26 protein-coding genes and 1 riboswitch are annotated in these 23,333 nt (G+C 57.0%); of the genes, 16 read left to right on the top strand and 10 right to left on the bottom strand.

Features of this window, described 5'->3' with window-relative positions:
• The first annotated feature begins 224 nt into the window (after positions 1-224).
• Together putA and ACLHV8_RS07140 are read left to right on the top strand one after the other, a co-directional pair.
• On the top strand, positions 225-4,187 hold the full coding sequence (gene putA, locus ACLHV8_RS07145; RefSeq protein WP_208594895.1) for a trifunctional transcriptional regulator/proline dehydrogenase/L-glutamate gamma-semialdehyde dehydrogenase: 3,963 nt from the start codon (positions 225-227) through the stop codon (positions 4,185-4,187).
• A 51-nt stretch (positions 4,188-4,238) separates the two neighbouring features.
• A complete protein-coding gene (locus ACLHV8_RS07140; protein ID WP_208594896.1) occupies positions 4,239-4,634 on the top strand; it encodes a lysozyme inhibitor LprI family protein in 396 nt (131 codons plus the stop codon).
• Here the strand turns inward: ACLHV8_RS07140 and rutR are convergent.
• Positions 4,631-5,269: an HTH-type transcriptional regulator RutR gene (rutR, locus tag ACLHV8_RS07135; protein WP_028019111.1), complete on the bottom strand. Its 639-nt coding sequence runs from the start codon at positions 5,267-5,269 to the stop codon at positions 4,631-4,633. The genes ACLHV8_RS07140 and rutR overlap by 4 nt on opposite strands.
• Positions 5,270-5,514: 245 nt before the next feature.
• Here rutR and rutA point away from each other — a divergent pair, with 245 nt between their 5' ends.
• The 7 genes from rutA to rutG are packed head-to-tail and all read left to right on the top strand — an operon-like array spanning position 5,515 to position 10,955.
• On the top strand, positions 5,515-6,606 hold the full coding sequence (gene rutA / locus ACLHV8_RS07130) for a pyrimidine utilization protein A (protein ID WP_028019113.1): 1,092 nt from the start codon (positions 5,515-5,517) through the stop codon (positions 6,604-6,606).
• Positions 6,606-7,295, top strand: a complete 690-nt coding sequence (rutB, locus tag ACLHV8_RS07125) for a pyrimidine utilization protein B (protein WP_108090252.1) — start codon at positions 6,606-6,608, stop codon at positions 7,293-7,295. Before rutA ends, rutB begins: the two co-directional genes overlap by 1 nt.
• Positions 7,296-7,306: 11 nt before the next feature.
• On the top strand, positions 7,307-7,693 hold the full coding sequence (rutC, locus tag ACLHV8_RS07120; RefSeq protein ID WP_028019115.1) for a pyrimidine utilization protein C: 387 nt from the start codon (positions 7,307-7,309) through the stop codon (positions 7,691-7,693).
• A 7-nt stretch (positions 7,694-7,700) separates the two neighbouring features.
• Positions 7,701-8,501 (top strand): pyrimidine utilization protein D, encoded by an 801-nt coding sequence (rutD, locus tag ACLHV8_RS07115; protein ID WP_208594898.1) that lies wholly within the window; start codon positions 7,701-7,703, stop codon positions 8,499-8,501.
• A gap of 9 nt (positions 8,502-8,510) precedes the next feature.
• Complete coding sequence (locus ACLHV8_RS07110) at positions 8,511-9,101, top strand: malonic semialdehyde reductase (RefSeq protein WP_028019117.1); 591 nt, start codon at positions 8,511-8,513, stop codon at positions 9,099-9,101.
• A 9-nt stretch (positions 9,102-9,110) separates the two neighbouring features.
• Positions 9,111-9,605, top strand: coding sequence for an NADH-dependent FMN reductase RutF (gene rutF, locus ACLHV8_RS07105; protein ID WP_208594899.1), 495 nt, complete (start codon positions 9,111-9,113; stop codon positions 9,603-9,605).
• Between the two features lie 21 nt (positions 9,606-9,626).
• Positions 9,627-10,955: a pyrimidine utilization transport protein G gene (rutG, locus tag ACLHV8_RS07100; RefSeq protein ID WP_208594900.1), complete on the top strand. Its 1,329-nt coding sequence runs from the start codon at positions 9,627-9,629 to the stop codon at positions 10,953-10,955.
• Positions 10,956-11,028: 73 nt separating this feature from the next.
• On the opposite strand, the gene ACLHV8_RS07095 is transcribed toward rutG, so the two are convergent.
• From ACLHV8_RS07095 to ACLHV8_RS07080, 4 genes are all read right to left on the bottom strand, one after another.
• Positions 11,029-11,550: a GNAT family N-acetyltransferase gene (locus ACLHV8_RS07095; protein ID WP_410376837.1), complete on the bottom strand. Its 522-nt coding sequence runs from the start codon at positions 11,548-11,550 to the stop codon at positions 11,029-11,031.
• Positions 11,551-11,556: 6 nt separating this feature from the next.
• The gene (locus ACLHV8_RS07090; protein ID WP_028019121.1) at positions 11,557-11,826 is read right to left on the bottom strand and encodes a DUF1778 domain-containing protein; all 270 of its coding nucleotides are present in this window, start codon (positions 11,824-11,826) and stop codon (positions 11,557-11,559) included.
• 61 nt (positions 11,827-11,887) lie between these two features.
• Complete coding sequence (locus tag ACLHV8_RS07085; RefSeq protein WP_028019122.1) at positions 11,888-12,805, bottom strand: DMT family transporter; 918 nt, start codon at positions 12,803-12,805, stop codon at positions 11,888-11,890.
• 117 nt (positions 12,806-12,922) lie between these two features.
• Entirely contained in the window at positions 12,923-13,093 is a 171-nt protein-coding gene (locus tag ACLHV8_RS07080; protein ID WP_001273664.1) for a general stress protein, read from the bottom strand.
• Positions 13,094-13,484: 391 nt separating this feature from the next.
• Here ACLHV8_RS07080 and wrbA point away from each other — a divergent pair, with 391 nt between their 5' ends.
• Positions 13,485-14,081, top strand: a complete 597-nt coding sequence (wrbA, locus tag ACLHV8_RS07075) for an NAD(P)H:quinone oxidoreductase (RefSeq protein WP_028019123.1) — start codon at positions 13,485-13,487, stop codon at positions 14,079-14,081.
• 18 nt (positions 14,082-14,099) lie between these two features.
• A complete protein-coding gene (locus ACLHV8_RS07070) occupies positions 14,100-14,327 on the top strand; it encodes a YccJ family protein (RefSeq protein WP_028019124.1) in 228 nt (75 codons plus the stop codon).
• Positions 14,328-14,359: 32 nt separating this feature from the next.
• Here the strand turns inward: ACLHV8_RS07070 and agp are convergent, their stop codons facing one another.
• A complete protein-coding gene (gene agp, locus ACLHV8_RS07065) occupies positions 14,360-15,601 on the bottom strand; it encodes a bifunctional glucose-1-phosphatase/inositol phosphatase (protein ID WP_128348147.1) in 1,242 nt (413 codons plus the stop codon).
• 151 nt (positions 15,602-15,752) lie between these two features.
• Here agp and ACLHV8_RS07060 point away from each other — a divergent pair, with 151 nt between their 5' ends.
• Both ACLHV8_RS07060 and ACLHV8_RS07055 read left to right on the top strand, forming a co-directional pair.
• The gene (locus ACLHV8_RS07060; RefSeq protein WP_114978276.1) at positions 15,753-16,196 is read left to right on the top strand and encodes a winged helix-turn-helix transcriptional regulator; all 444 of its coding nucleotides are present in this window, start codon (positions 15,753-15,755) and stop codon (positions 16,194-16,196) included.
• A gap of 126 nt (positions 16,197-16,322) precedes the next feature.
• On the top strand, positions 16,323-17,117 hold the full coding sequence (locus ACLHV8_RS07055; protein ID WP_208594901.1) for an SDR family NAD(P)-dependent oxidoreductase: 795 nt from the start codon (positions 16,323-16,325) through the stop codon (positions 17,115-17,117).
• Position 17,118: 1 nt separating this feature from the next.
• Here the strand turns inward: ACLHV8_RS07055 and ACLHV8_RS07050 are convergent, their stop codons facing one another.
• Entirely contained in the window at positions 17,119-17,478 is a 360-nt protein-coding gene (locus tag ACLHV8_RS07050; RefSeq protein ID WP_028019128.1) for a winged helix-turn-helix transcriptional regulator, read from the bottom strand.
• Between the two features lie 100 nt (positions 17,479-17,578).
• Between ACLHV8_RS07050 and ACLHV8_RS07045 the strand changes: the two genes are divergently transcribed.
• Entirely contained in the window at positions 17,579-18,328 is a 750-nt protein-coding gene (locus ACLHV8_RS07045; RefSeq protein WP_208594902.1) for an SDR family oxidoreductase, read from the top strand.
• Position 18,329: 1 nt separating this feature from the next.
• Here ACLHV8_RS07045 and ACLHV8_RS07040 read toward each other — a convergent pair whose 3' ends face one another.
• Positions 18,330-18,833: a DedA family protein gene (locus ACLHV8_RS07040; protein WP_049008442.1), complete on the bottom strand. Its 504-nt coding sequence runs from the start codon at positions 18,831-18,833 to the stop codon at positions 18,330-18,332.
• Positions 18,834-18,992: 159 nt separating this feature from the next.
• A riboswitch (M-box (ykoK) riboswitch) is annotated at positions 18,993-19,162 on the top strand.
• Between the two features lie 60 nt (positions 19,163-19,222).
• Between ACLHV8_RS07040 and ACLHV8_RS07035 the strand changes: the two genes are divergently transcribed.
• Together ACLHV8_RS07035 and cybB are read left to right on the top strand one after the other, a co-directional pair.
• Positions 19,223-20,224, top strand: a complete 1,002-nt coding sequence (locus ACLHV8_RS07035; RefSeq protein WP_028019131.1) for a magnesium transporter — start codon at positions 19,223-19,225, stop codon at positions 20,222-20,224.
• 95 nt (positions 20,225-20,319) lie between these two features.
• Positions 20,320-20,871, top strand: a complete 552-nt coding sequence (cybB, locus tag ACLHV8_RS07030) for a cytochrome b561 (protein ID WP_128348144.1) — start codon at positions 20,320-20,322, stop codon at positions 20,869-20,871.
• On the opposite strand, the gene hpxK is transcribed toward cybB, so the two are convergent.
• Together hpxK and ACLHV8_RS07020 are read right to left on the bottom strand one after the other, a co-directional pair.
• Complete coding sequence (hpxK, locus tag ACLHV8_RS07025) at positions 20,864-22,093, bottom strand: allantoate amidohydrolase (protein ID WP_108090267.1); 1,230 nt, start codon at positions 22,091-22,093, stop codon at positions 20,864-20,866. The two genes, cybB and hpxK, sit on opposite strands and share 8 nt — an antisense overlap.
• Complete coding sequence (locus ACLHV8_RS07020) at positions 22,090-23,331, bottom strand: pyridoxal-phosphate-dependent aminotransferase family protein (protein ID WP_208594903.1); 1,242 nt, start codon at positions 23,329-23,331, stop codon at positions 22,090-22,092. The genes hpxK and ACLHV8_RS07020 overlap by 4 nt, the downstream gene beginning before the upstream one ends.
• Positions 23,332-23,333: the final 2 nt, after the last annotated feature.

The raw sequence follows: 23,333 nt of genomic DNA, 5'->3' as shown, positions 1-23,333 counted from the left end.
TCACACTTATACGGGTTGCACCTTTTAAAAATGTTAAGCGCCGCATAAAAACAGGCCTGCGATGCAGAAGCCAGCTCTTTTTTCCAGCTAACCATTCATTAACAATCCATTCATTTTCTGGGTTGCAAACCAGGTCACATTTAACACGGTTGCACAAAGTTGCAACATGGTGGATATTTCACGCTAACGACAGAACACTATTAAAGAACAACAGGAGTTTTGGCATGGGTATGACCACCATGGGGGTTAAGCTGGATGACGCAACGCGCGAACGGATTAAGTCCGCAGCCACCCGCATTGACCGCACACCACACTGGCTAATCAAGCAGGCAATTTTTAACTATCTGGAAAGACTGGAGAGTGAAGACGGTCTGCCAGAGCTGCCTGCCCTGCTGGCTGGCGCGGCGAATGAAAGTGAGGAAGCCCCGATCGCGGGCGAAGACAGTCATCAGCCGTTCCTTGAATTTGCCGAGCAGATCCTGCCGCAATCCGTCAGCCGTGCCGCCATCACCGGCGCCTGGCGCCGTGCCGAAACCGACGCCGTTCCGATGCTGCTGGAGCAGGCCCGCCTGCCGGAAGCGATTGCCGCGCAGGCACACAGCCTGGCATATCAATTAGCCGACAAGCTGCGTAACCAGAAAACCGCCACCGGCCGCGCCGGAATGGTTCAGGGTCTGCTGCAGGAATTTTCCCTCTCGTCACAGGAAGGCGTGGCGCTGATGTGCCTCGCGGAAGCGCTGCTGCGTATTCCGGATAAAGCCACCCGTGACGCGCTGATCCGCGACAAGATCAGCAACGGTAACTGGCAGTCACACATTGGCCGCAGCCCGTCGCTGTTCGTTAACGCCGCCACCTGGGGTCTGCTGTTTACCGGCAAGCTGGTCTCGACCCATAACGAAGCCAACCTCTCCCGTTCCCTGAACCGCATCATCGGCAAGAGCGGCGAACCGCTGATCCGCAAGGGCGTGGATATGGCGATGCGCCTGATGGGAGAGCAGTTTGTCACGGGTGAAACCATTGCCGAAGCGCTGGCAAACGCCCGCAAGCTGGAAGATAAAGGTTTCCGCTACTCGTACGACATGCTGGGTGAAGCAGCGCTGACCGCCGCCGACGCGCAGGCCTATATGGTTTCTTACCAGCAGGCGATCCACGCCATTGGTAAAGCGTCAAACGGTCGCGGGATTTATGAAGGCCCGGGCATCTCCATTAAGCTGTCCGCGCTGCACCCGCGCTACAGCCGCGCGCAGTACGACCGGGTGATGGAAGAACTCTACCCACGACTGAAATCGCTGACCCTGCTGGCGCGCCAGTATGATATTGGTATTAACATCGATGCCGAAGAGGCCGACCGTCTGGAGATCTCTCTCGATCTGCTGGAAAAACTGTGCTTCGAGCCAGAGCTGGCGGGCTGGAACGGGATTGGTTTCGTTATTCAGGCCTACCAGAAGCGCTGTCCGTTCGTCATTGATTATCTGATTGACCTGGCAAGCCGCAGCCGTCGCCGCCTGATGATCCGTCTTGTGAAAGGCGCCTACTGGGACAGCGAAATCAAACGCGCCCAGATGGACGGTCTGGAAGGCTATCCGGTCTATACCCGCAAGGTGTACACCGACGTCTCTTATCTCGCCTGTGCGAAAAAGCTGCTCGGCGTGCCGAACCTGATCTATCCGCAGTTCGCTACCCACAATGCCCACACCCTGGCGGCGATCTACAGCCTGGCCGGACAGAACTACTACCCGGGCCAGTATGAATTCCAGTGCCTGCACGGCATGGGTGAACCGCTGTACGAGCAGGTCACCGGTAAAGTGGCGGACGGCAAGTTGAACCGTCCGTGCCGTATCTATGCCCCGGTGGGCACCCACGAAACCCTGCTGGCGTACCTGGTGCGTCGTCTGCTGGAAAACGGCGCGAACACCTCCTTCGTTAACCGCATCGCCGATACCACCCTGCCGCTGGACGAGCTGGTGGCCGACCCGGTACAGGCGGTGGAGAAGATGGCTGCGCAGGAAGGCCAGATTGGCCTGCCGCATCCGAAGATTGCCCTGCCGCGCGAGTTGTACGGCAAAGGCCGCGTGAACTCGGCAGGTCTGGATCTCGCCAACGAACACCGTCTGGCGTCCCTCTCCTCTGCCCTGCTCAACAGCGCGCTGCAGAAATGGCAGGCTAAACCAATGCTGGAGCAACCTGTCGCTGATGGAGAAATGCAGCCAGTGATTAACCCGGCGGAGCCAAAAGATATCGTCGGCTACGTGCGTGAAGCGACTGACGCGGAAGTGGATCAGGCGCTGGACAGCGCAGTGAATAACGCCCCTATCTGGTTCGCCACCCCTCCTGAGGAACGTGCCGCCATTCTCGAACGTGCTGCGGTGCTGATGGAAGATCAGATGCAACAGCTCATCGGCATTCTGGTGCGCGAAGCGGGTAAAACCTTCAGCAACGCCATTGCCGAAGTGCGCGAGGCCGTCGACTTCCTGCACTACTACGCCGGCCAGGTGCGTGATGATTTCGATAATGAAACCCACCGTCCGCTTGGCCCGGTCGTGTGTATTAGCCCGTGGAACTTCCCACTGGCGATCTTCACCGGCCAGATTGCCGCGGCGCTTGCGGCGGGTAACAGCGTGCTGGCAAAACCGGCAGAACAAACCCCGCTGATTGCCGCCCAGGGCATCAACATTCTTCTGGAAGCCGGCGTTCCGGCGGGCGTGGTTCAGCTGCTGCCTGGCCGTGGTGAAACGGTCGGTGCGAAGCTCACCGCCGATAACCGCGTGCGCGGCGTGATGTTCACCGGCTCGACCGAAGTGGCCTCCCTGCTGCAGCGCAACATCGCCACCCGTCTTGACGCGCAGGGTCGTCCGACGCCGCTCATCGCGGAAACCGGCGGCATGAACGCCATGATCGTTGACTCCTCCGCGCTCACCGAGCAGGTGGTGGTTGACGTTCTGGCTTCCGCCTTCGACAGCGCCGGCCAGCGCTGCTCCGCCCTGCGCGTGCTGTGCCTGCAGGATGACGTGGCCGACCACACGCTGAAGATGCTGCGCGGTGCAATGTCCGAATGCCGTATGGGCAATCCGGGCCGTCTCACCACCGATATCGGCCCGGTGATCGACGCAGAAGCCAAAGCCAACATCGAAAACCACATTCAGACCATGCGTGCCAAAGGCCGTCCGGTGTTCCAGGCCGTACGTGAAACCAGCGAAGATGCCCGCGAATGGCGCACCGGTACCTTTGTGCCGCCAACGCTGATTGAACTGGCGAGCTTCGACGAACTGAAAAAAGAGGTCTTCGGTCCGGTGCTCCACGTGGTGCGCTACAACCGTAACAACCTTAACGCGCTGATTGAGCAGATCAACGATTCCGGCTATGGCCTGACGCTGGGTGTCCATACCCGTATTGACGAAACCATCGCCCAGGTGACCGGTAGCGCCAAAGTGGGCAACCTGTACGTGAACCGTAACATGGTTGGCGCGGTCGTGGGCGTGCAGCCGTTCGGCGGCGAAGGCTTGTCCGGTACGGGTCCAAAAGCGGGTGGTCCGCTCTATCTGTACCGTCTGCTGGCGAACCGTCCGGAGAACGCGCTGGGCGTCACCCTGGCACGTCAGGACGCAGACTATCCGGTGGATGCGCAGCTGAAAACCGTGCTGACGCAGCCGCTGGAAGCGCTTATCACGTGGGCGGAAAAACGTCCTGAACTGCGTGCTCTCGCGCAGCAGTATGGCGAGCTGGCGCAGGCAGGTACGCAGCGTCTGCTGCCGGGTCCAACCGGCGAGCGCAACACCTGGACGCTGATGCCGCGTGAGCGCGTGCTGTGCGTGGCGGATAACGAGCAGGATGCGCTGGTGCAGCTGGCTGCTGCCGCGGCGACCGGTTGTGAAGTGCTGTGGCCGGAAGATGCACTGCATCGTGACCTGGCTAAACAGCTGCCGAAAGCAGTCTCGTCCCGCATTCACTTCGCGAAAGCGGATGCATTGCTGACGCAGCCGTTTGACGCCGTTATCTACCACGGTGATTCTGACCAGCTCCGTGAACTGTGCGAGCAGGTTGCAGCCCGCAGCGGGGCGATTGTTTCGGTGCAGGGCTTCGCTCGCGGTGAAACCAACCTGTTGCTGGAGCGTCTGTACGTTGAGCGCTCACTCAGCGTCAACACCGCCGCCGCAGGGGGTAACGCCAGCCTGATGACAATCGGCTAACGCTGTGCTAATAAGGCTCCGGAGACGGAGCCTTATTTTATTGGGGAGTGTATGAAACGAATTCTTATTGCGGGCGCAGTAATGCTGATGAGCGCCAGCGCATTGGCCGATGAGTGCGACAAAGCGACCACTCAGCTTGAACTAAACACCTGTAGCGCGCAGCAGTATCAGGCTGCCGATAAAAAACTCAACCAGACGTACCAGGCCGTCATCAAACGCGCGGCAGCCCCCCAGCGAGATCTGCTGAAAAAGGCGCAGCAGGCCTGGATTGCCCTGCGCGATGCGGACTGCACATTTATCGGTTCGGGTACAGAAGGAGGCAGCGTTCAGCCCATGATCGTTAATCAGTGTCTGGCGGAAAAAACCGTGGAGCGTGAAGCGTTTCTGGCCTCGCTGATGCAGTGTGAAGAGGGCGACTTAAGCTGCCCTCTCCCGCCGGGAAACTAACGCACGCGGATCCCTTCAATGATCATCTGCTGCACATTTTCCAGCGTGCTCTGGAAAAACGCCTCATCCTGGAGCGTTTTTCCGGTCACCGCCTCAACCTGGGCCGCAAAGTCAGCGTAATGCTGAGTGGAGGCCCAAATCATAAAGATCAGATGATGCGGATCGACCGGTGCCAGTTTCCCGCTGGCGACCCATCCGGCAATAATGGCCGATTTATCATCAACCAGCTGCTTTAAATCCCCCGTCAGTTCCGCCTGCAACAGCGGCGCGCCCTGCAGCATCTCCAGACAGAACAGCCTTGATGCCTGCGGGTAATCACGCGACACCTCAAGTTTCAGGCGGATGTACTCCTTAATAGCCACCAGCGGAGCCAGCTCTTCACGGAATGCTTTGAGGGGTGCCAACCAGATATCAAGGATCTGCTGCATCACCGCCACATAGAGCGCCTCTTTCGACGGATAGTAGTAGAGCAGATTGGTTTTGGACACCCCGGACTGCTCCGCCACCTGCTCCAGGCGCGTGCCGTGAATACCAAACTGTGAAAAAGTCTCCAGCGCCGCGCTGAGGATCGCCTGCTTCTTGGCGCTCACGGCCTGCGAACGTTTACCGGGTGTTTTCACTGCGCCTTGTGTCATTCCTGCTCTCCATTTTCTGCATTGCCCTCAGCATAGCAAAACCCCTGTCTCGCCACGACATTCTGCACTCCGATCGCGCATGAGTGCCTGTTTTCTGTGCAATGTTTTTGACCATTTAGTCCACATTTTATCGCATCAAACCACCAACTTCTGGTTAACACATTAATAACACTGCCATTTTCAAAACTGGCACTGCCTTTGCAAAAACACCGTTACACCTGCGACGTAATGAAGAGAGGTTCGTGATGAAAATTGGCGTATTCGTCCCTATCGGCAACAACGGCTGGCTTATCTCGACCACCGCACCGCAATACATGCCGACCTTCGAGCTGAATAAAGCCATCGTGCAGAAAGCGGAGCACTACCATTTCGATTTTGCGCTTTCGATGATCAAGCTGCGCGGCTTTGGCGGCAAAACCGAATTCTGGGATCACAACCTGGAGTCCTTCACTCTGATGGCCGGGCTGGCCGCGGTAACCTCGCGTATTCAGATCTACGCCACCGCCGCCACCCTCACTCTGCCACCTGCAATTGTGGCGCGTATGGCCTCCACCATCGACTCCATCTCCGGCGGGCGCTTTGGCGTCAATCTGGTGACCGGCTGGCAAAAACCAGAGTATGAACAGATGGGACTCTGGCCGGGTGACGATTACTTCTCTCGCCGCTACGACTACCTCACCGAGTATGTGCAGGTGCTGCGCGATCTGTGGGGCACCGGCAAAAGCGATTTCAAAGGTGACTTCTTCACCATGAATGACTGTCGCGTCAGCCCGCAGCCTTCTGTCCCTATGAAAGTCATTTGCGCCGGACAGAGCGACGCGGGGATGGAATTCTCTGCTAAATACGCTGACTTCAACTTCTGCTTCGGAAAAGGCGTAAACACGCCTGCCGCCTTCGCCCCGACCGCCGCACGGATGAAAGAGGCCGCCGACAAAACCGGGCGCGACGTAGGTTCCTACGTGCTGTTTATGGTGATTGCCGACGAGACCGACGACGCCGCTCGCGCCAGATGGGAGCGTTACAAAGATGGCGCAGACGAGGAGGCGCTAAGCTGGCTCACCGAACAGAGCCAGAAGGATACCCGTTCCGGCTCAGATACCAACGTGCGCCAGATGGCCGACCCGACCTCCGCCGTCAATATCAATATGGGTACGCTGGTTGGCTCGTACGCCAGCGTCGCCAGAATGCTGGATGAAGTGGCCGCAGTGCCTGGCGCTGAAGGCGTCCTGCTGACCTTCGATGATTTCCTCACCGGCGTGGAAACCTTCGGCGAGCGCATCCAGCCGCTGATGCAGTGCCGCGCCCATATTCCCGCTATCACAAAGGAGGTCGCGTAATGACAACACTTGCTGCACGTCCGGAAACCATCACGTTTGATGCACAGCAGAGCGCCCTGATTGTGGTGGATATGCAAAACGCCTACGCCAGTCAGGGCGGCTATCTGGATTTGGCGGGGTTCGACGTTTCCGCTACTAAACCGGTGATTGAGAACATTAAAACTGCCGTAGCCGCCGCCCGCGCCGCCGGGATGCTCATCATCTGGTTTCAGAACGGCTGGGACGATCAATACGTGGAGGCTGGAGGCCCTGGCTCGCCCAACTTCCACAAATCGAACGCCCTGAAAACCATGCGCAAACAACCCGAGTTACAGGGCAAGCTGCTGGCAAAAGGCGGATGGGATTACCAGCTGGTGGATGAACTGGTTCCTGAGCCAGGCGATATCGTGCTGCCCAAACCGCGCTACAGCGGCTTTTTCAACACCCCACTCGACAGCCTGCTGCGCAGCCGGGGTATTCGTCACCTGGTCTTCACCGGTATTGCCACCAACGTATGTGTGGAATCCACGCTGCGTGACGGCTTTTTCCTTGAGTATTTCGGTGTCGTGCTGGAAGACGCGACGCATCAGGCCGGGCCAGAATTCGCCCAGAAAGCGGCTCTGTTCAATATCGAAACCTTTTTTGGCTGGGTGAGTAATGTGGCTGATTTCTGCGACGCCCTGAATCCCCCACTCGCCCGTATTGCCTGAGGAGACACATGATGCCGAAATCCGTAATCATCCCCGCTGGCACCAGCACGCCGATTGCTCCGTTTGTTCCCGGCACCCTTGCCGATGGCGTGGTGTATGTCTCCGGCACGCTGCCATTTGATAAAGACAATAACGTGGTGTTTATCAACGACCCAAAGGCGCAAACGCGCCACGTGCTGGAGACGATCAAAAATGTGATCGAAACAGCGGGTGGCACCATGGAGGATGTGACCTTCAACAGCATCTTTATCACCGACTGGAAAAACTACGCCGCGATTAACGAAATCTACGCGGAGTTCTTCCCCGGTGATAAACCGGCCCGGTTCTGCATTCAGTGCGGGCTGGTGAAGCCGGAGGCGCTCGTTGAGATTGCGTCCGTTGCACACATCGCGAAGTGAGGCCGCCATGAAACTCTCTGTCTCACAGCCCCCGTATGAGGGGGCACCCGTGGTGGTGCTGATTGCCGGACTCGGCGGCAGCGGCAGCTACTGGCTGCCCCAGTTGGCCACACTGGAGAAGGAGTATCAGGTGGTGTGCTATGACCAGCGCGGTACGGGCAATAATCCCACCACCCTGCCGGAAGGTTATAGCCTTGCTGAGATGGCCGACGAGCTGGCGCAGGCGCTGAATGATGCCGGGATCACGCGCTACTGCGTGGTGGGCCATGCGCTGGGAGCGCTGGTGGGTCTGCAGCTGGCGCTCGATAAACCAGAATCGTTGACTGCGCTGGTGTGCGTCAACGGCTGGCTGACCCTGAACGCCCATACCCGCCGCTGCTTTCAGATCCGCGAGCGTCTGCTGCATGCGGGTGGTGCGCAGGCGTGGGTAGAGGCACAGCCGCTGTTCCTCTACCCGGCTGACTGGATGGCCGCCCGCGCGCCGCGTCTTGAGGCAGAAGACGCTCTGGCGCTGGCCCACTTTCAGGGTAAAGCCAACCTGTTGCGCAGGCTGGACGCACTGAAAAAGGCCGACTTCAGCCGCCACGCCGCACGCATTCGCTGCCCGGTACACATTATCTGTTCCGTTGACGACATGCTGGTGCCCTCGGTGTGCTCCACGGAACTGCAGGTAGCGATCCCACACAGCCACAAGGCGGTGATGCGCCAGGGCGGCCATGCCTGCAACGTCACCGAACCTGACATCTTTAACACCCTGCTGCTGAACGGGCTTGCCAGCCTGCTGCACAGCCCTGAACCCGCTTTATAAGGAGTTTTGATGAGCGAAGCCATTAACCCCACCGCGCTGGAGACGTTATTTACTGGCGCGCGCACTCACAACGGCTGGCAGGACATTCCGGTCAGCGACGAGACGCTGCGCGAGATCTACAACCTGATGAAATGGGGACCCACGTCCGCCAATTGCTCCCCGGCGCGGATTGTGTTTGTAAGAAGTGCAGAGGGAAAAGAGAAGCTGCGCCCGGCCCTCTCCAGCGGCAACCTGGAGAAAACCCTCACCGCCCCGGTTACAGCCATTGTGGCCTGGGACGGGGAATTCTACGAGCGCCTGCCCGAACTGTTCCCGCATGGCGATGCCAGAAGCTGGTTTACCTCAAGCCCGGCACTTGCCGAAGAGACCGCCTTTCGCAACAGCTCAATGCAGGCCGCATACCTTATTTTTGCCTGTCGTGCCCTGGGGCTGGATACCGGCCCAATGTCCGGCTTTGACCGACAAAAAGTCGATGAGGCCTTTTTCACCGGCACAACGCTTAAAAGCAATCTGCTGATCAACATTGGCTATGGTGATACGAACAAACTTTACGGACGCCTGCCGCGCCTGGACTTCGACGATGCCTGCGGGCTGGCGTAAGGAGAGATGATGACAACACCGGATAAACAGACCTTTCGCGACGCCATGGCCTGCGTTGGCGCGGCGGTCAACATCATCACCACCGACGGCCCGGCGGGGATGGCAGGCTTCACCGCCAGCGCCGTGTGCAGCGTCACGGATTCACCGCCCACTTTGCTGGTGTGCCTGAACCGTGGCGCATCGGTCTGGCCGACCTTTAGCGCAAACCGCACGCTTTGCGTGAATACCCTGAGCGCCGGGCAAGAGCCGCTATCCAACCTGTTTGGTGGTAAAACCCCCATGGAGGAACGTTTTGCCGCCGCCCGCTGGCAGACGGGCGACACGGGTTGTCCGCGTCTGGAAGCGGCGCTGGCCTCGTTTGACTGCCGTATCAGCCAGGTGGTCAGCGTGGGTACCCACGACATCCTGTTTTGCGACATTGTTTCGATTATTCGCCACCCCGCACCGCAAGGGCTGGTGTGGTTCGACCGCGGCTACCACGCGCTTATGCGACCCGCCTGTTAACCCTCCTTAAGGAGATAGCTCATGGCAATGTTCGGATTTCCCCACTGGCAGTTGAAATCGACCTCCACAGAACCTGGCGTGGTCGCGCCGGATGAAAGGCTCCCTCTCGGGCAAACCCTGGTGATGGGCGTCCAGCACGCGGTCGCGATGTTTGGCGCCACGGTGCTGATGCCGATGCTAATGGGGCTTGACCCCAATCTCTCCATTTTGATGTCAGGTATCGGTACGCTGTTGTTCTTTTTTGTCACCGGCGGGCGCGTCCCCAGCTATCTGGGCTCTAGCGCCGCTTTTGTGGGGGTGCTCATCGCCACTACCGGATTTAACGGCCAGGGGATCAACCCTAACCTGAGCGTGGCCCTCGGCGGCATCATCGCCTGCGGTCTGGTCTACACCCTGATCGGTCTGGTGGTGATGAAGATCGGAACACGCTGGATCGAACGCATGATGCCTCCGGTTGTGACCGGGGCGGTAGTGATGGCGATTGGTCTGAACCTCGCGCCAATTGCGGTCAGAAGTGTTTCCGGCTCGCCGTTTGAAAGCTGGATGGCGGTGATCACCGTGCTCTGTATCGGTCTGGTAGCGGTGTTCACCCGGGGGATGATCCAGCGGCTGCTGATTCTGGTCGGGCTGATTGTCGCCTGCCTGGTCTATGCCCTGCTGGCGAACGTTTTTGGCCTTGGCAAACCGGTCGATTTTACCCAGCTTCATCAGGCTGCCTGGTTCGGCATGCCGCAGATCACCTCTCCCACCTTTAACACCCAGGCGATGATGCTCATCGCGCCCGTGGCGGTGATCCTGGTGGCAGAGAACTTAGGCCACCTGAAAGCAGTGGCGGGGATGACCGGGCGCAGTATGGACCCGTATATGGGCCGCGCATTTGTCGGTGACGGGCTGGCGACTATGCTCTCCGGCTCGGTGGGCGGCAGTGGCGTGACCACCTATGCCGAGAATATCGGCGTGATGGCGGTGACTAAAGTCTATTCGACACTGGTCTTTGTGGCGGCAGCGGTGATGGCCATGCTGCTCGGTTTCTCACCGAAATTCGGGGCTTTGATCCATACCATTCCGTCGCCGGTGATTGGCGGGGCATCCATTGTGGTGTTTGGGCTTATCGCTGTGGCCGGCGCGCGTATCTGGGTACAGCATCGCGTCGATCTCAGCCAGAACAGCAACCTGATTATGGTGGCGGTCACGCTGGTACTGGGCGCGGGCGATTTTGCCCTGACGCTGGGCGGGTTTACGATTGGCGGAATTGGTACGGCAACCTTTGGCGCGATTCTGCTTAACGCCCTGCTGAGCCGCCGGAAAGCGACTGCACCGCAGTGCGAGGTCGTGCATCAGGAGTCGTGAAACCTGTATGTCGGGTAATGGCGATGCCTTACCCGACCTGCATGTTCAGTAAGAACAACAGGATGTAGCGTAATCACTCTTGCTCAAACAGTCGTTCGATAGATTTTGTAGGGAAGAACAGAGAATTGCTGTTATCCCCTTGCAGCGGAATAAAACCTTGCTTCAGATAGAACTTTTTTGCCTGCTCATTAAGCGCATCAACAAAAAGGCCATGCACACCCACAGCCTGTGAAGCCAGGTAAACAACCCGCATAGCATGCGTGACGAGTGTTGTCCCCCATTCATTTCCCTGTAGTGTTTTATGAACAGCTAAACGTCCCAAAGTCACACTGGGTACGTTGATATAGGGGATCCTGCGCTGCTGGGTCTTAGAAGGGAGCATCGCTTTTTCAAAGCAACTTCCAGACAACGTGTAGTAGCCCAGCACGTGTGGATGGTCACGATCTTTTAGCAGATAGCCGCGCAGAATGCGCCCATTGTGCTGGCGCACCAGATGCTCTCTCAGGAAGGCATTTAGCGAGGGCTCACCACAATCGAAATCCTCGAAAGCGTATTCGGTTCCCTCTGAAAACATTTCGATCGTGAGATTTTCCACGACGCTTCACTCCATGTTTTTTAGACGCTTTGCGGCTCGCTTCAGGCGTTCATTCGGCTCGGGTGGATTGTCGATGGCATCCATTACGGCATTCCACGATGCTTCGTTTAATACGAGACGTCGATGCTGATCGATGACTTCTGCAGCACGTTCCGAAGCACTGTTCACCATAAACTGGGTGATCGTTTGATTCGTCATCGCCGCCGCTTCTTCAATCATTGTTTTGTCTTCGTCGGTTAAGCGAAGATCGATACGCTGTTTTTTAAGTGCTGGCATGATTTACTTTTCTATGTACGGTATTTGTCCGTACATATCCTGGAGAAATCTGTGCATTTTTTCAATCAAAACCTTTTTCAACCGTCAAATCACTCACCTCTCTTTGGCGCTTGCGGAGCTTTAGCTCACTCACCAACACCCCAACGACGATAAACGCCGCACCAACCAGCGCCAGCAGCGGTAAACGTTCTCCAGCGAGACGCCCGAAAATCCCGGCCCAGACGGGTTCTCCTGTGTAGATCACCGTCGCCCGCGTCGGGGATACGCTGCGCTGCGCCCAGTTCATGGTGACCTGAATAATGGCGCTAAAGATGCCCAACCCCAGCGCGACCACAATCAACCCGGTGGACATCGGCGGCACAGACTCCCCTGCCGGAACCATCGCCGCAAACGCCACCAGCGATGCCGTAGCGAGCTGCACCACCGTCACGCGCTTAACGTCAACCTTGCCCGCCCAGGCGCTGATCAGAATAATTTCCGCGGCAATGGCAATGGCTCCCACCAGGGTGATGATCTCCCCCGGCCCCAGTGCCAGCAGGTTGTTTTCCGGCCCGGCAAGTAAAATCAGACCAATAAACGCCAGTACGATACCAATACAGGACATCAATCCCGGTAGTCGCCCAAGACACAGCCACTGCAGTAACGGCACCAGCGGTACATACATGGCGGTGATAAACGCCGATTTACTGCTGGATATCGTCTGTAACCCCCACGTTTGCAGGCTGTAGCCCATCGCAATTGCCACCCCGATTGCGATGCCCGCCTTAAGCTCTTTAAGCGTCAGTCCACGCAGCGTTTTAAGCGATATCAGCCCCACGGCAATCGCTGCCGTCGCAAAGCGCAGACCAACAAAAAAGAACGGATCGCTGAGGGTCACCGCGTACTGGACGGCCAGAAAGGTCCCGCCCCAAAACATGGTGATAAGAATGAGGATGGCTTCCTGCGGTTTAACGGAGAATTTGAAGCGTGAGACAGACATGCGGCACCAGAAATTAAACTCAATTCTGTAGTGTGCGTTGCCTTTGGTTACAGTTCAATGTTGCAGAAATAAAAAAACCGCCGGGAAACCCCGGCGGCAGGGGTCCAGCCCGGCATATTACTTGTTACTGCCATGGCTGTTTTTACCCCCTTTTTTGCCAGCCTCTGATGCGCGCTGAGGGTCATTTTTGAAGTTACCCCCGCTGGACTGGCCACCTTTACGACCTGCTTCTGATGCTCTTTCACGGTCTTCAGCGAAATTACCTGAACCACCACGATGGTTTGCCATCTCTAACCTCCAGGATGTGAAACATTAGACATCATATTGCATTCAGTAAAAGAGGATTCTTTCACCTCGCGACACCAGGTGAGTACCTTTATCTGTGTCACGTGAGACTAAGCTTAGTGGAGTGAGGCGATCAGGCAAGTCACAGGTAATATCCTGCAACATGATCTCAGCCTTTCGTATGAGATTGCGTAACGGCCATTAATAAGCCTTTCTTATCGTTTCAAAAATCGACCGCCAAAAAGTTGTTTCATTTTGCTACAAAGCGTTTTCTCATCCATTTTGTTATAAATCAAAGAAATGCCGTTCATTTTTGCAGTATGGCTGTGATGGCATATCTTTAAATGAACGCAGCGATCCGCTGCCAGAAAAAACAAACGAGGAGTGATGCAAAATGGCAAAAGTTCTGGTGCTCTATTATTCCATGTATGGACACATCGAAACCATGGCTCACGCGGTAGCAGAAGGTGCAAACAGGGTGGATGGCGTTGAGGTTGTGGTGAAGCGCGTACCGGAAACCATGCAGGCAGAAGCCTTCGCGAAGGCCGGGGGGAAAACACAAAATGCCCCGGTCGCCACGCCTCAGGAGCTGGCAGATTACGATGCCATTATCTTCGGGACACCTACCCGCTTTGGCAATATGTCCGGCCAGATGCGCACCTTCCTCGATCAAACCGGCGGGTTATGGGCCTCAGGCGCATTGTACGGCAAGCTTGCCAGCGTCTTCAGCTCCACCGGAACCGGTGGCGGCCAGGAACAAACCATCACCTCAACCTGGACGACCCTTGCTCATCACGGAATGGTCATTGTGCCAATTGGCTACGGCGCACAGGAGTTATTTGATGTTTCTCAGGTACGTGGCGGAACACCTTACGGTGCAACCACCATTGCCGGTGGCGATGGCTCCCGACAGCCGAGCAATGAAGAGCTCACTATCGCCCGCTATCAGGGTGAATATGTCGCAGGTCTCGCCAAAAAACTGAACGGCTAACCCAACAGGAGGACAAGTATGCCTACTCAAGAATCAAAAGCCCACCGCGTGGGTGAATGGGCAAGTTTACGCAATACCTCTCCGGAGATTGCCGAAGCCATTTTTGAAGTCGCAAAATATGACGAGAAGCTGGCAGAGCAGATTTGGGAAGAAGGCAGCGATGAAGTGCTAATGCGCGCCTTCGAAAAGACGGACAAAGACGCGCTCTTCTGGGGTGAGCAAACCATCGAACGTAAAAACGTCTGAAACAATCCCCCCGCCAGGGCGGGGGGTATCTTCTATTTCGCCGCGTTGTTGATTACCGCATTGAATTTATCGACCGGACAGAAACCGTTGGCATCAACCGGACATCCCTTCAGTTCCAGCGTCACGCGCTGCGCCGGAGACTGCAGCGACAGCACGCTGGCGTTTCGCAGCTGCTCCGAACTCTGATAGACATACTCAATTTTCATCAGCTCCTGATTGGCATTTTTGTCATGCCAGCGCTGGAAGACAATCTTGCCGCCAATCGGGGTACGTTCGTGCTGGTCGTGCAGTTGATACGGTTTGAAATCCAGCGCGGTGAGCAGCGAAGCAATGTTCGAATCATGCCCCACCAGCACGGTGATTTTTGGCGCTTTGGCCTGATCGGTCACCAGGGCTTTGTCGATATATTTCACCAGCGGTTTCGCCACGTTTTGCGCCACTTCGGTGGAGGTAAACAGCGAATCCTGATAGCCGTTCTTCAGCTTCGACAACACGCGCCACTGCTGGTCGGTTTTGATTTCTCCCCAGGCCACCTTATCGGCCGGGAAACCTTCGTAATACTGCAGCGTAAACGCATCGACCAGCGAGTTACCCACTTTCAACGGTCCGGATACGCCGGGCTCTTTTTCATAGTCTGCGCTGAAGGTATCTTTCGCGTCCGCCAGAGAGCATATTTTCTTCTCTTTGCAGGACGGCGAATCAGCATAATTGGTCATCTGCTCCAGCAGCTTATAGCTTTCTCCGAGCTGCATTTTCTGCCGTTCCGCTTCCATCGCCTTCAGCGCTTTTTCTCGGAACTCAGGCGAGTTATCGGTAATCACCGGATTAAAGGTCGGATCCATGGTGCCCATTTTTTCCTGGTGATGCACAGGGATATCGCATCCAGGGAAGGCCCCCGTGATGAAGAACTGCGCGGTGGCAACGGTACGTTGCAGGCTGTTGGCATAGGCGTAGACGCTATCCGCTGGCGGACATTCTCCCGTCTTCACCATCCCCTGCTCAGCCAGCCATTCCCGCATGTAATGGCCCATGTAGACTTCAAGCACGCCACCTTTGGTGGTGAGCTGACCGCCTGGTACCTCCCATTCCGGCCACTGCTTCGGCGTCGATTGTTCCAGTACGCTGCCGTTATTGGCGAGCGGCGCGCGTAGGTTATGACGACTCATAATTAAAACTTGCTCCAGCTGATACCCTTCCGGCGTCTCTTGCGCCTGCACGCCAAATGTCGCTGAAATGGAACCGGCGATTGCCAGCGCGAGTAGTGCTTTTCTCATCCCTAATTCCTCACTCGTTTTAAATGTCGCGTTTAGTGTGACAGATTCGTGACACTTTTCCGGGAAGCATTTCTCAAACTGATGAATAACAGACTTACCCGGTAGACAGATTAGTTTTATAATAAAACCATACCCCACCGGAGAATTGACTGTGAAACGTACCCGTCTTGAAGAGAGCACCTGCCCTGTAGCCCGTTCGCTGGATATCATCGGCGACTGGTGGTCATTGCTGATTGTTCGCGACGCGTTGCGGGGGATTACGCGCTTCGGTGAGTTCCAGAAAAGCCTCGGTATCGCGAAAAACATGCTGACCACGCGTCTGAAACTGCTGGTCGACGAAGGTATCCTCACGCTCCAGCCGGCATCCGACGGCAGCGCCTGGCAGGAGTATGTCCTGACCGATAAAGGGCGCGCCCTGCAGACGGTACTGGTTGCTCTGTCGCAGTGGGGCAATGAATTTTTGTTTGCTGAAGACGAATTCGGCACCGTGCTGGTCGATACCGAACAGCGTAAACCTCTGCGTAAACTGGCACTTATCGCCGACGATGGCCGCGAATTGACACCTGAAGAGATCGTGCCAAAACTTCCTTCCTGACCCGCTTCGCCAGGCAAAAACAAAAAATCGCCAGCAAAATGGTTGCATTATAAAACCAAATGACAGAGAGTAAATTAAGTTTCATATTGAAACCAAATAACCCACTTTGCTCAGAGGTAACACACGATGACTACGCAACTCACTACCGCCCTGATTACGGGCGCCTCTTCCGGAATTGGCGCTGTTTATGCCGATCGTCTTGCTGCACGTGGTACCAACCTGGTGCTGGTCGCCCGACGTGAAGCACGTCTGCAAACGCTGGCCGCGGATCTTCGTAAGCGCTATGGCGTATCAGTTGATATTCTGGTCGCCGATCTGACCGAGGAAACCGGGATCCGCGCCGTGGAAGAGGAATTGCGCAGCAATACCGCTATCGACACGCTGATTAACAACGCAGGCACGGCGCAGATGGCGCCCTTCCTCTCGGGCGATGTGGCGCAGCATCAGGCGATTAATACCCTTAACACCACGGCATTGATGCGTTTGACGTATGCGATCCTGCCGCGTCTGGCGCAAAACAATCGCGGTACGCTGATCAATATCGCCTCGGTATTGTCCCTGCATGTGCGGGCGGGTAGCGCGCTGTACAGTGCCACCAAGGCGTGGGTGCTTAGCTTTACCCGCGGGCTACAGGAAGAGTTTGCCGACAGCAATGTGCGTATTCAGGCTGTTTTACCTGCCGCCACGGCTACAGAGATCTGGAGTCATTCTGGCGTGACGGTTAACGATCTGCCGGAAGGCTCGGTGATGACGACCGACGATATGGTCGACGCATCGCTGGCGGGTCTGGATCAGGGCGAACTGATCACCATTCCACCGATGCATGACGTCAGCCTGTGGGAACGCTACGAAGTCGCACGTCTTGAGCTGTTTAACAGCGCGCGCACCGGTATTCCTGCACCGCGCTATGTCAAACAGTAGTCTATCGTTTGAGCTGGTCGCCGTATTCACGCATCCAGGCGGCCAGCGGCGAGAGCGCGCCCTGTAGGGTTAACCCCAGTTCAGTTATCTGATACTCCACACGCGGCGGGATCTCCGGGTAAATCGTGCGCGACACCAGCCCGCGCTGCTCGAACAAACGCAATTGTTTCGTTAGCTCTTTTTGCGTAATGGGAGCGGCGGCGCGCAGCAGATCGCCAAAGCGAACCGGTGTATTCAACACAATCAGGCGATAGAGGATCGGGATCGCCCATTTACCCGAAATCAGGTTCACAAACTGGGTCATCGGACACAGATAAACGTCAGATTTTTTTTCGCCGGGAACATCGAGTAATTCCGCCATCGCACACCTCTTGCCTCATTAGTATCCAAACGGTACCTGGTTTCCTTTCGATACTAACGTTTCTATAGTGCTTTCTCCAGAGTCATTTCAGGAGAAGAACATGGGTCGTTTAGCAGGTAAATATACGCTGATTACCGGCGGGACCAGCGGCATAGGCCTTGCCACCGCGCAGGAGTTTATCGCCGAAGGGGCGCACGTGGCCGTCACCGGACGTCATCCGGAAACCCTTGCGGAAGCGCAACGCATTCTGGGCGACAAAGCCTGGGTGATCCCCTCTGATGCGGGAGATATCGCCGCACAAAAAGCGCTAACGGAGACGCTCGCCTCGCGTTGGCCGCGGCTGGATGCCGTCTTTATCAACGCCGGAGACGTGACGCACGGTCTGCTGGAAGAGTGGCAGGAAGATGCCTGGGATCGTCTGATGCGCATCAACCTGAAAGGGCCGTTTTTTTTGATTCAGGCCCTGCTACCGCTGCTCAATAATCCTTCCTCGGTGATCCTTTGTGGGTCCGTGAGCGCGCGTATCGGTCTGCCTACCAGCAGCGTTTATGCGGCAAGCAAGGCGGGCTTACTGTCGCTGGCCCGAACGCTATCAGCAGAGCTGCTGTCGCGCGGCATTCGCGTCAACGGTTTAAGCCCGGGTCCGGTAGAAACCCCGGCGCTCAACAAGCTGGGGTTAAGCGCCGAAGCGCAGAAAGCCTTACAGGGGGATATTGCAAACCTGGTCCCGCTGGGAAGAATGGGGACGCCGAAAGAGCTGGCGAAAGCCGCACTCTATCTGGCCTCCGACGAATCGAGCTACACGCTAGGTACGGAACTGCTGGTCGACGGCGGAACAGGAAACCTGTAGTTCAAAAGGCGCTGATGCCGGTAACAATGCCGACGTACAGCGCCGCCCATACGGCCGCAGAGAACAGACTGACGACGTATACCTTCGCCACGTTAAGCCTGAGCATACCCGCTGCCAGCGGCACGATATAGCGCAGCACCGCCAGAAAACGCGCAGTGAACAGCACCAGCACGCCGTTTTTCTGTAGCTGATGTTGCACCCGTAAAAATTTGCCGGCATGTTTTGCGGTGAAGCGTGCCACCCACCGCGTGTTCCCCATCAACTGACCGATATGGTAATTCAGCACCGAACCCACCGTTGCGCCCATCACCACGGCCAGCCATGCCAGCGCAGGATGCATGCTAGCCTGGCTGACGGTAATGCCCGCCAATAGCATCACCGAGGCAGGCGGCAGCACGGAAGAGATCAGCACCGTCGATTTACTCAGTGCCATGATAAACAACACCGCAAAAAGGTGTGCCGGATAAAGCGCAAAATGATTCAGCAGATTGTCGAGCCATGTCATTTTCCCCTCCTCCATTTTTCTTTTCACTCTCCATTTAAAATGAACAACCTTAAATAAACCTTCAACATTCCATTAATAAGATTCTCCTAAACCATTCTTAAACATTATTTAAAATCCTGAGCGGTAAAATAAAATAAGCGTATTATTTCTTTCGTTTTACAACGATCTCGTTATGGCGAGGCTCCTGTACAAATACACGTTATCGCTCTGGTGGGTTCGAGAGAACCGGCACAGGGTAAAACAGGCACTGTCGAATCAAGGCTTTGTCAGTATAACTTCCCTCGCGGGATACGGTGTACAGTGCTGAAACCAGGACGTGGGGATCTCCTCTTCGACATGCCCTGTCTTGCTCGCCCCTGAGAGATTTTATTATTCAAAGGGAATTCACTATGTCTTACGCTATTCACAACCAAAACCTGGCATTCAATGACAGCGCCATCGCGCAATATATGAATACCGATTTTATTGTCCTCGATATTTCATTATGCGTGGCGCTGGCACGCGAGCAATTCTTTGAGAAATTAAAAGATGATGATATTCCGTCGCATATTTTTATCGAAGATAATGGTCGCCTGGCGGGCATGATTGCGGTGCGCAAATTACTGCAGACCACCGATACGGTACAACCGGTGAGAGCGCTGATGATCTCGCAGTTTCTGCAGGTCAAACCGGAGGATGAACGCGCCGATGTCGCAGGCCTGCTGGCACACGGTGGTGCGGATGTCGTGCCCGTGGTCACCCATGGAAAGCTGGTTGGCTGCCTCACCGAACGCGAAATTGCGCATCTGCTGGAAGATGACGTCACCGAAGATGCTCAGCTTCAGGGGGCGACGCTGCCGCTGGAGAAACCCTATCTGGAAACCAGCGCCTTCAGTCTGTGGAAGAAACGCTCCGTCTGGCTGCTGCTGTTGTTTGTCGCAGAAGCTTATACCAGCTCGGTGATCCAGCATTTTGAAGAGGCGCTGGAATCCGCCATCGCACTGGCGTTCTTTATCCCGCTGCTGATTGGTACCGGTGGTAACAGCGGAACGCAGATCACCTCCACGCTGGTGCGCGCCATGGCGCTGGGGGAAGTGCATCTGCGTGATGTTGGCCGCGTGCTGCGTAAAGAGATGAGCACCTCGCTGATGATAGCCGCCACGCTCGGCCTGGCCGGGTGTATTCGTGCCTGGATGATGGGCATTGGGATGGAAATCACGCTCATCGTCAGTCTGACCCTGGTCTGCATTACGCTGTGGAGTGCGATTGTCTCGTCCGTCATTCCGATGGTGCTTAAGCGCTGTGGCATTGATCCGGCCGTCGTCTCCGCGCCGTTTATCGCCACGCTGATCGACGGTACCGGGCTGATTATCTACTTCAAGATCGCGCAATATACGCTGGGGCTGGAGTAATTTAACGCGCCTTGTCGTCCAGGCTAAGACCGTTAATGTCTGCTTAAGTTATTTCTTCTATAACTCACCTTATAACCCTGTAAGGTGAGTTAAAAATGAAAAACAGCTACGCACGAAGCCAGATAATCATTCACTGGCTGGTCCTACTGGTGATTATCGTCGCCTATGCCACCATGAACCTGAAAGGGTTCGCACCGAAGGGAACACCCGCGCGAACCACTATGGGGCTGATCCACTACACGGCAGGGCTAAGCGTTCTGCTGCTGATGATCCTCAGAGTGGTGCTGAAGCTGCGAAACAGCGATCCGGATATTGTTCCTGCCCCGCCACGCTGGCAGGAGATTGCCTCAAAATCCCTTCACGGATTGATCTACCTGATGTTCATTTCACTTCCTCTGCTGGGCATGGCCTCTCTTTACTTCGGTCAGATTGAGTGGTCGTTTTTCGGGATCGCACTGCCCGTCGCGGCCACACCAGACGTGAACCTGCAACACGGGCTGAAAGAGGTCCATGAGATCGTCGCCAATGCCGGTTATTACCTGATTGGTCTGCACGCTGCCGCTGCGCTGTTTCACCATTACGTCATGCATGACAACACCCTGGAAAGGATGCTGCCCGCATTACGAACCCGGAAAAACACTAAATAGACGCCAGCGATGTGACCGCGAGCCCAAACGCCTCAATCGCCAGCGCGACATCTTCAGCCATCACCGACTCCGCCGGATGGTGGCTGATCCCCCCCTTGCAACGCACGAACAGCATCCCGACCGGCCAGCGCTCCGCCAGGGCGATGGTGTCATGCCCGGCACCGCTGGGCAGGGATAACGAGCGCCCTTGTACCGACTCAACGGCCTCCCCCAGCAGACGCTGCAAACGCGTATCGCACGGCGTGGCGGCGATGCGGTAAAACTCTTCGGCAGCAAAATGCATCCCGCGTCGGGCCGCTATCGACTGCGCCTGCAACAGCAGTTCACCGAGCAGCGCATCAAGCGGCGCATCCTGCGGGCCACGAATATCCAGCGAAAGCGCAACCTCGCCGGGGATCACGTTCACCGCACCGGGAAAACAGCGCAGCTCACCGACCGTCGCGACCAGATTACCGCCGTGTTGCAGAGTGGCGTTTTCAACCTGCATCATCCATTCAGCGGCCGCCGCCAGTGCGTCTTTGCGATGATTCATGGGTACGGTCCCGGCATGGCCGGCTTCACCGATGAAGCGACAATTGAGGCGGCGTGCGCCGTTAATGGCTTCCACCACCCCCAGCGCCAGACCTTCCTGCTCCAGACACGGCCCCTGTTCGATATGCAACTCGAGACATGCGCTGAAATCGTCCTGATGTCGCGCCGCCATTGCCACGCGTGAAGGATCGAGTCCTGCCTGCACCATCGCCTGCGCCACGCTGATGCCACCGGCATCGCACGTCTCCAGCCAGCCCTGCGGCCAGGTTCCCGTCAGACCACGGCTACCTAATAGCGTGATGCCAAAGCGGGTGCCTTCTTCGTCGCCAAAGCCAACAATCTCGATAGCCTGCGCCAGGCGAATCCCCTGCTGATGCAGACTGTCCACCACTTCGATGGCGGTGAGCACCCCAAGCATGCCGTCGTAGCGCCCGGCATTGCGCACGGTGTCCAGGTGCGAACCCAGCAACACCGCCCGGGCGCCCTCTCGCTCGCCTTCGTAACGTCCGCAAATATTACCCACGCTGTCCTGCCAGACGGTCATCCCCGCCTGGCTCATCCACAGCCCAACCAGCTGGTTGGCCTGTAAATGCTGCGCGGAGAGATACACCCGTGTCAGCGCATCCGGGCTTTCGCTGATGGCGGCCAGCGCGTCGGCGCGCGCCATCACCCGTTCTGCCGCCGGGCTCATTCTGGGGTCTCACTGCGATAGTGGTCCCACGCGGCCTGCATCGCCGCGCCCTGCGTAGTGGTAAATTTCAGGTAATTGAGTACCGACTCCAGCGCACTCAGGGTGGTCATCACGCAGTCTTTACGCGCGTTGTAGCCCATAGTGCCAATGCGCCACACTTTGCCGTGCAGCGGGCCAAACGACGTGCCGATTTCAATCCCGAAATCCTCCAGCATCAGCTTGCGCACCCGATCGCCATTCACGCCCTGAGGGATCACCACCCCCAGCACGTTGTTCATCTTGTGCTGCAGGTCGCCGAAGGTTTCCAGCCCCATCGCCTGAATGCCTTTCAGCAGCGCATCGCCGTGCAGCTTGTGGCGAGCGATGCCGTTATCCAGCCCTTCCTGCAGGATCAGACGCGCACATTCGCGGGCGCCAAACAGCGCGGTGGTCGCTTCGGTGTGGTGGTTGAGACGCTCTGGCCCCCAGTAGTCCATCACCATACCGAGATCGAAGTAGTTGGAGTAGATCATCTCCTCGTCGCCGTCGCGGTGGGCGTCGGTACGAATGCCCTCCTCAACGCACTTGCGGCGGCGGATCGCCTCCTCCATTCGCGCGCTAAGGGTGATCGGCGATGTGCCCGACGGACCGCCGAGGCACTTCTGCATCCCTGCCGAGACCGCGTCCAGCCCCCAGGCGTCAGTCTCCAGCGCGTTACCGCCGAGCGATGCGGTGGCATCGGTATAAAACAGCACGTCGTAACGGCGGCAGATGGCACCCAGCTCCGCGAGCGGCTGCAGCATGGTGGTGGATGTATCGCCCTGCACGGTCAGCAGCAGGCGCGGGCGAATGCGTTTGATGGCATCTTCAACCTGGTCTGGGGTGAACACCTCGCCCCAGGGGACTTCGATGGTGTGCACCTCCGCGCGGCAGCGGCGGGCAATTTCGCACAGCAGATGACCGAAGCGGCCAAAGACCGGTACCAGCACTTTGTCCCCTGGACGAATGGCTGACACCAGAATCGCTTCTATCCCCGCGCGGGATGTGCCGTCCACCAGCATCGTCCAGCGGTTTTCGGTGCGGAATACACCGCGATAGAGCGCCATCACCTCGTTCATGTAGTGGGTCATGGCCGGATCGTACTGGCCGATCAGCTGGCTCGACATGGCGCGCAGCACGCGCGGGTCGGCGTTGATCGGGCCTGGACCCATCAGCAGGCGCTGCGGCGGGTTGATTTGCGGAAAGTGTGCGATGTCCATTT

Origin of the sequence: Enterobacter sp. CPE_E863 (assembly GCF_046521465.1) — a bacterium.
GTDB lineage: Bacteria > Pseudomonadota > Gammaproteobacteria > Enterobacterales > Enterobacteriaceae > Enterobacter > Enterobacter adelaidei.
Note: the sequence above shows the minus strand (reverse complement) of the source record. Positions and strands in the feature narration are given on the sequence as shown.

Bases quoted from the DNA above. Each gene is read 5' to 3' on its own strand.
- putA (WP_208594895.1), top strand. From the start codon at position 225: ATGGGTATGACCACCATGGGGGTTAAGCTGGATGACGCAACGCGCGAA.
- ACLHV8_RS07140 (WP_208594896.1), top strand. From the start codon at position 4,239: ATGAAACGAATTCTTATTGCGGGCGCAGTAATGCTGATGAGCGCCAGC.
- rutR (WP_028019111.1), bottom strand. From the start codon at position 5,269: ATGACACAAGGCGCAGTGAAAACACCCGGTAAACGTTCGCAGGCCGTG.
- rutA (WP_028019113.1), top strand. From the start codon at position 5,515: ATGAAAATTGGCGTATTCGTCCCTATCGGCAACAACGGCTGGCTTATC.
- rutB (WP_108090252.1), top strand. From the start codon at position 6,606: ATGACAACACTTGCTGCACGTCCGGAAACCATCACGTTTGATGCACAG.
- rutC (WP_028019115.1), top strand. From the start codon at position 7,307: ATGCCGAAATCCGTAATCATCCCCGCTGGCACCAGCACGCCGATTGCT.
- rutD (WP_208594898.1), top strand. From the start codon at position 7,701: ATGAAACTCTCTGTCTCACAGCCCCCGTATGAGGGGGCACCCGTGGTG.
- ACLHV8_RS07110 (WP_028019117.1), top strand. From the start codon at position 8,511: ATGAGCGAAGCCATTAACCCCACCGCGCTGGAGACGTTATTTACTGGC.
- rutF (WP_208594899.1), top strand. From the start codon at position 9,111: ATGACAACACCGGATAAACAGACCTTTCGCGACGCCATGGCCTGCGTT.
- rutG (WP_208594900.1), top strand. From the start codon at position 9,627: ATGGCAATGTTCGGATTTCCCCACTGGCAGTTGAAATCGACCTCCACA.
- ACLHV8_RS07090 (WP_028019121.1), bottom strand. From the start codon at position 11,826: ATGCCAGCACTTAAAAAACAGCGTATCGATCTTCGCTTAACCGACGAA.
- ACLHV8_RS07085 (WP_028019122.1), bottom strand. From the start codon at position 12,805: ATGTCTGTCTCACGCTTCAAATTCTCCGTTAAACCGCAGGAAGCCATC.
- ACLHV8_RS07080 (WP_001273664.1), bottom strand. From the start codon at position 13,093: ATGGCAAACCATCGTGGTGGTTCAGGTAATTTCGCTGAAGACCGTGAA.
- wrbA (WP_028019123.1), top strand. From the start codon at position 13,485: ATGGCAAAAGTTCTGGTGCTCTATTATTCCATGTATGGACACATCGAA.
- ACLHV8_RS07070 (WP_028019124.1), top strand. From the start codon at position 14,100: ATGCCTACTCAAGAATCAAAAGCCCACCGCGTGGGTGAATGGGCAAGT.
- agp (WP_128348147.1), bottom strand. From the start codon at position 15,601: ATGAGAAAAGCACTACTCGCGCTGGCAATCGCCGGTTCCATTTCAGCG.
- ACLHV8_RS07055 (WP_208594901.1), top strand. From the start codon at position 16,323: ATGACTACGCAACTCACTACCGCCCTGATTACGGGCGCCTCTTCCGGA.
- ACLHV8_RS07050 (WP_028019128.1), bottom strand. From the start codon at position 17,478: ATGGCGGAATTACTCGATGTTCCCGGCGAAAAAAAATCTGACGTTTAT.
- ACLHV8_RS07045 (WP_208594902.1), top strand. From the start codon at position 17,579: ATGGGTCGTTTAGCAGGTAAATATACGCTGATTACCGGCGGGACCAGC.
- ACLHV8_RS07040 (WP_049008442.1), bottom strand. From the start codon at position 18,833: ATGACATGGCTCGACAATCTGCTGAATCATTTTGCGCTTTATCCGGCA.
- ACLHV8_RS07035 (WP_028019131.1), top strand. From the start codon at position 19,223: ATGTCTTACGCTATTCACAACCAAAACCTGGCATTCAATGACAGCGCC.
- cybB (WP_128348144.1), top strand. From the start codon at position 20,320: ATGAAAAACAGCTACGCACGAAGCCAGATAATCATTCACTGGCTGGTC.
- hpxK (WP_108090267.1), bottom strand. From the start codon at position 22,093: ATGAGCCCGGCGGCAGAACGGGTGATGGCGCGCGCCGACGCGCTGGCC.
- ACLHV8_RS07020 (WP_208594903.1), bottom strand. From the start codon at position 23,331: ATGGACATCGCACACTTTCCGCAAATCAACCCGCCGCAGCGCCTGCTG.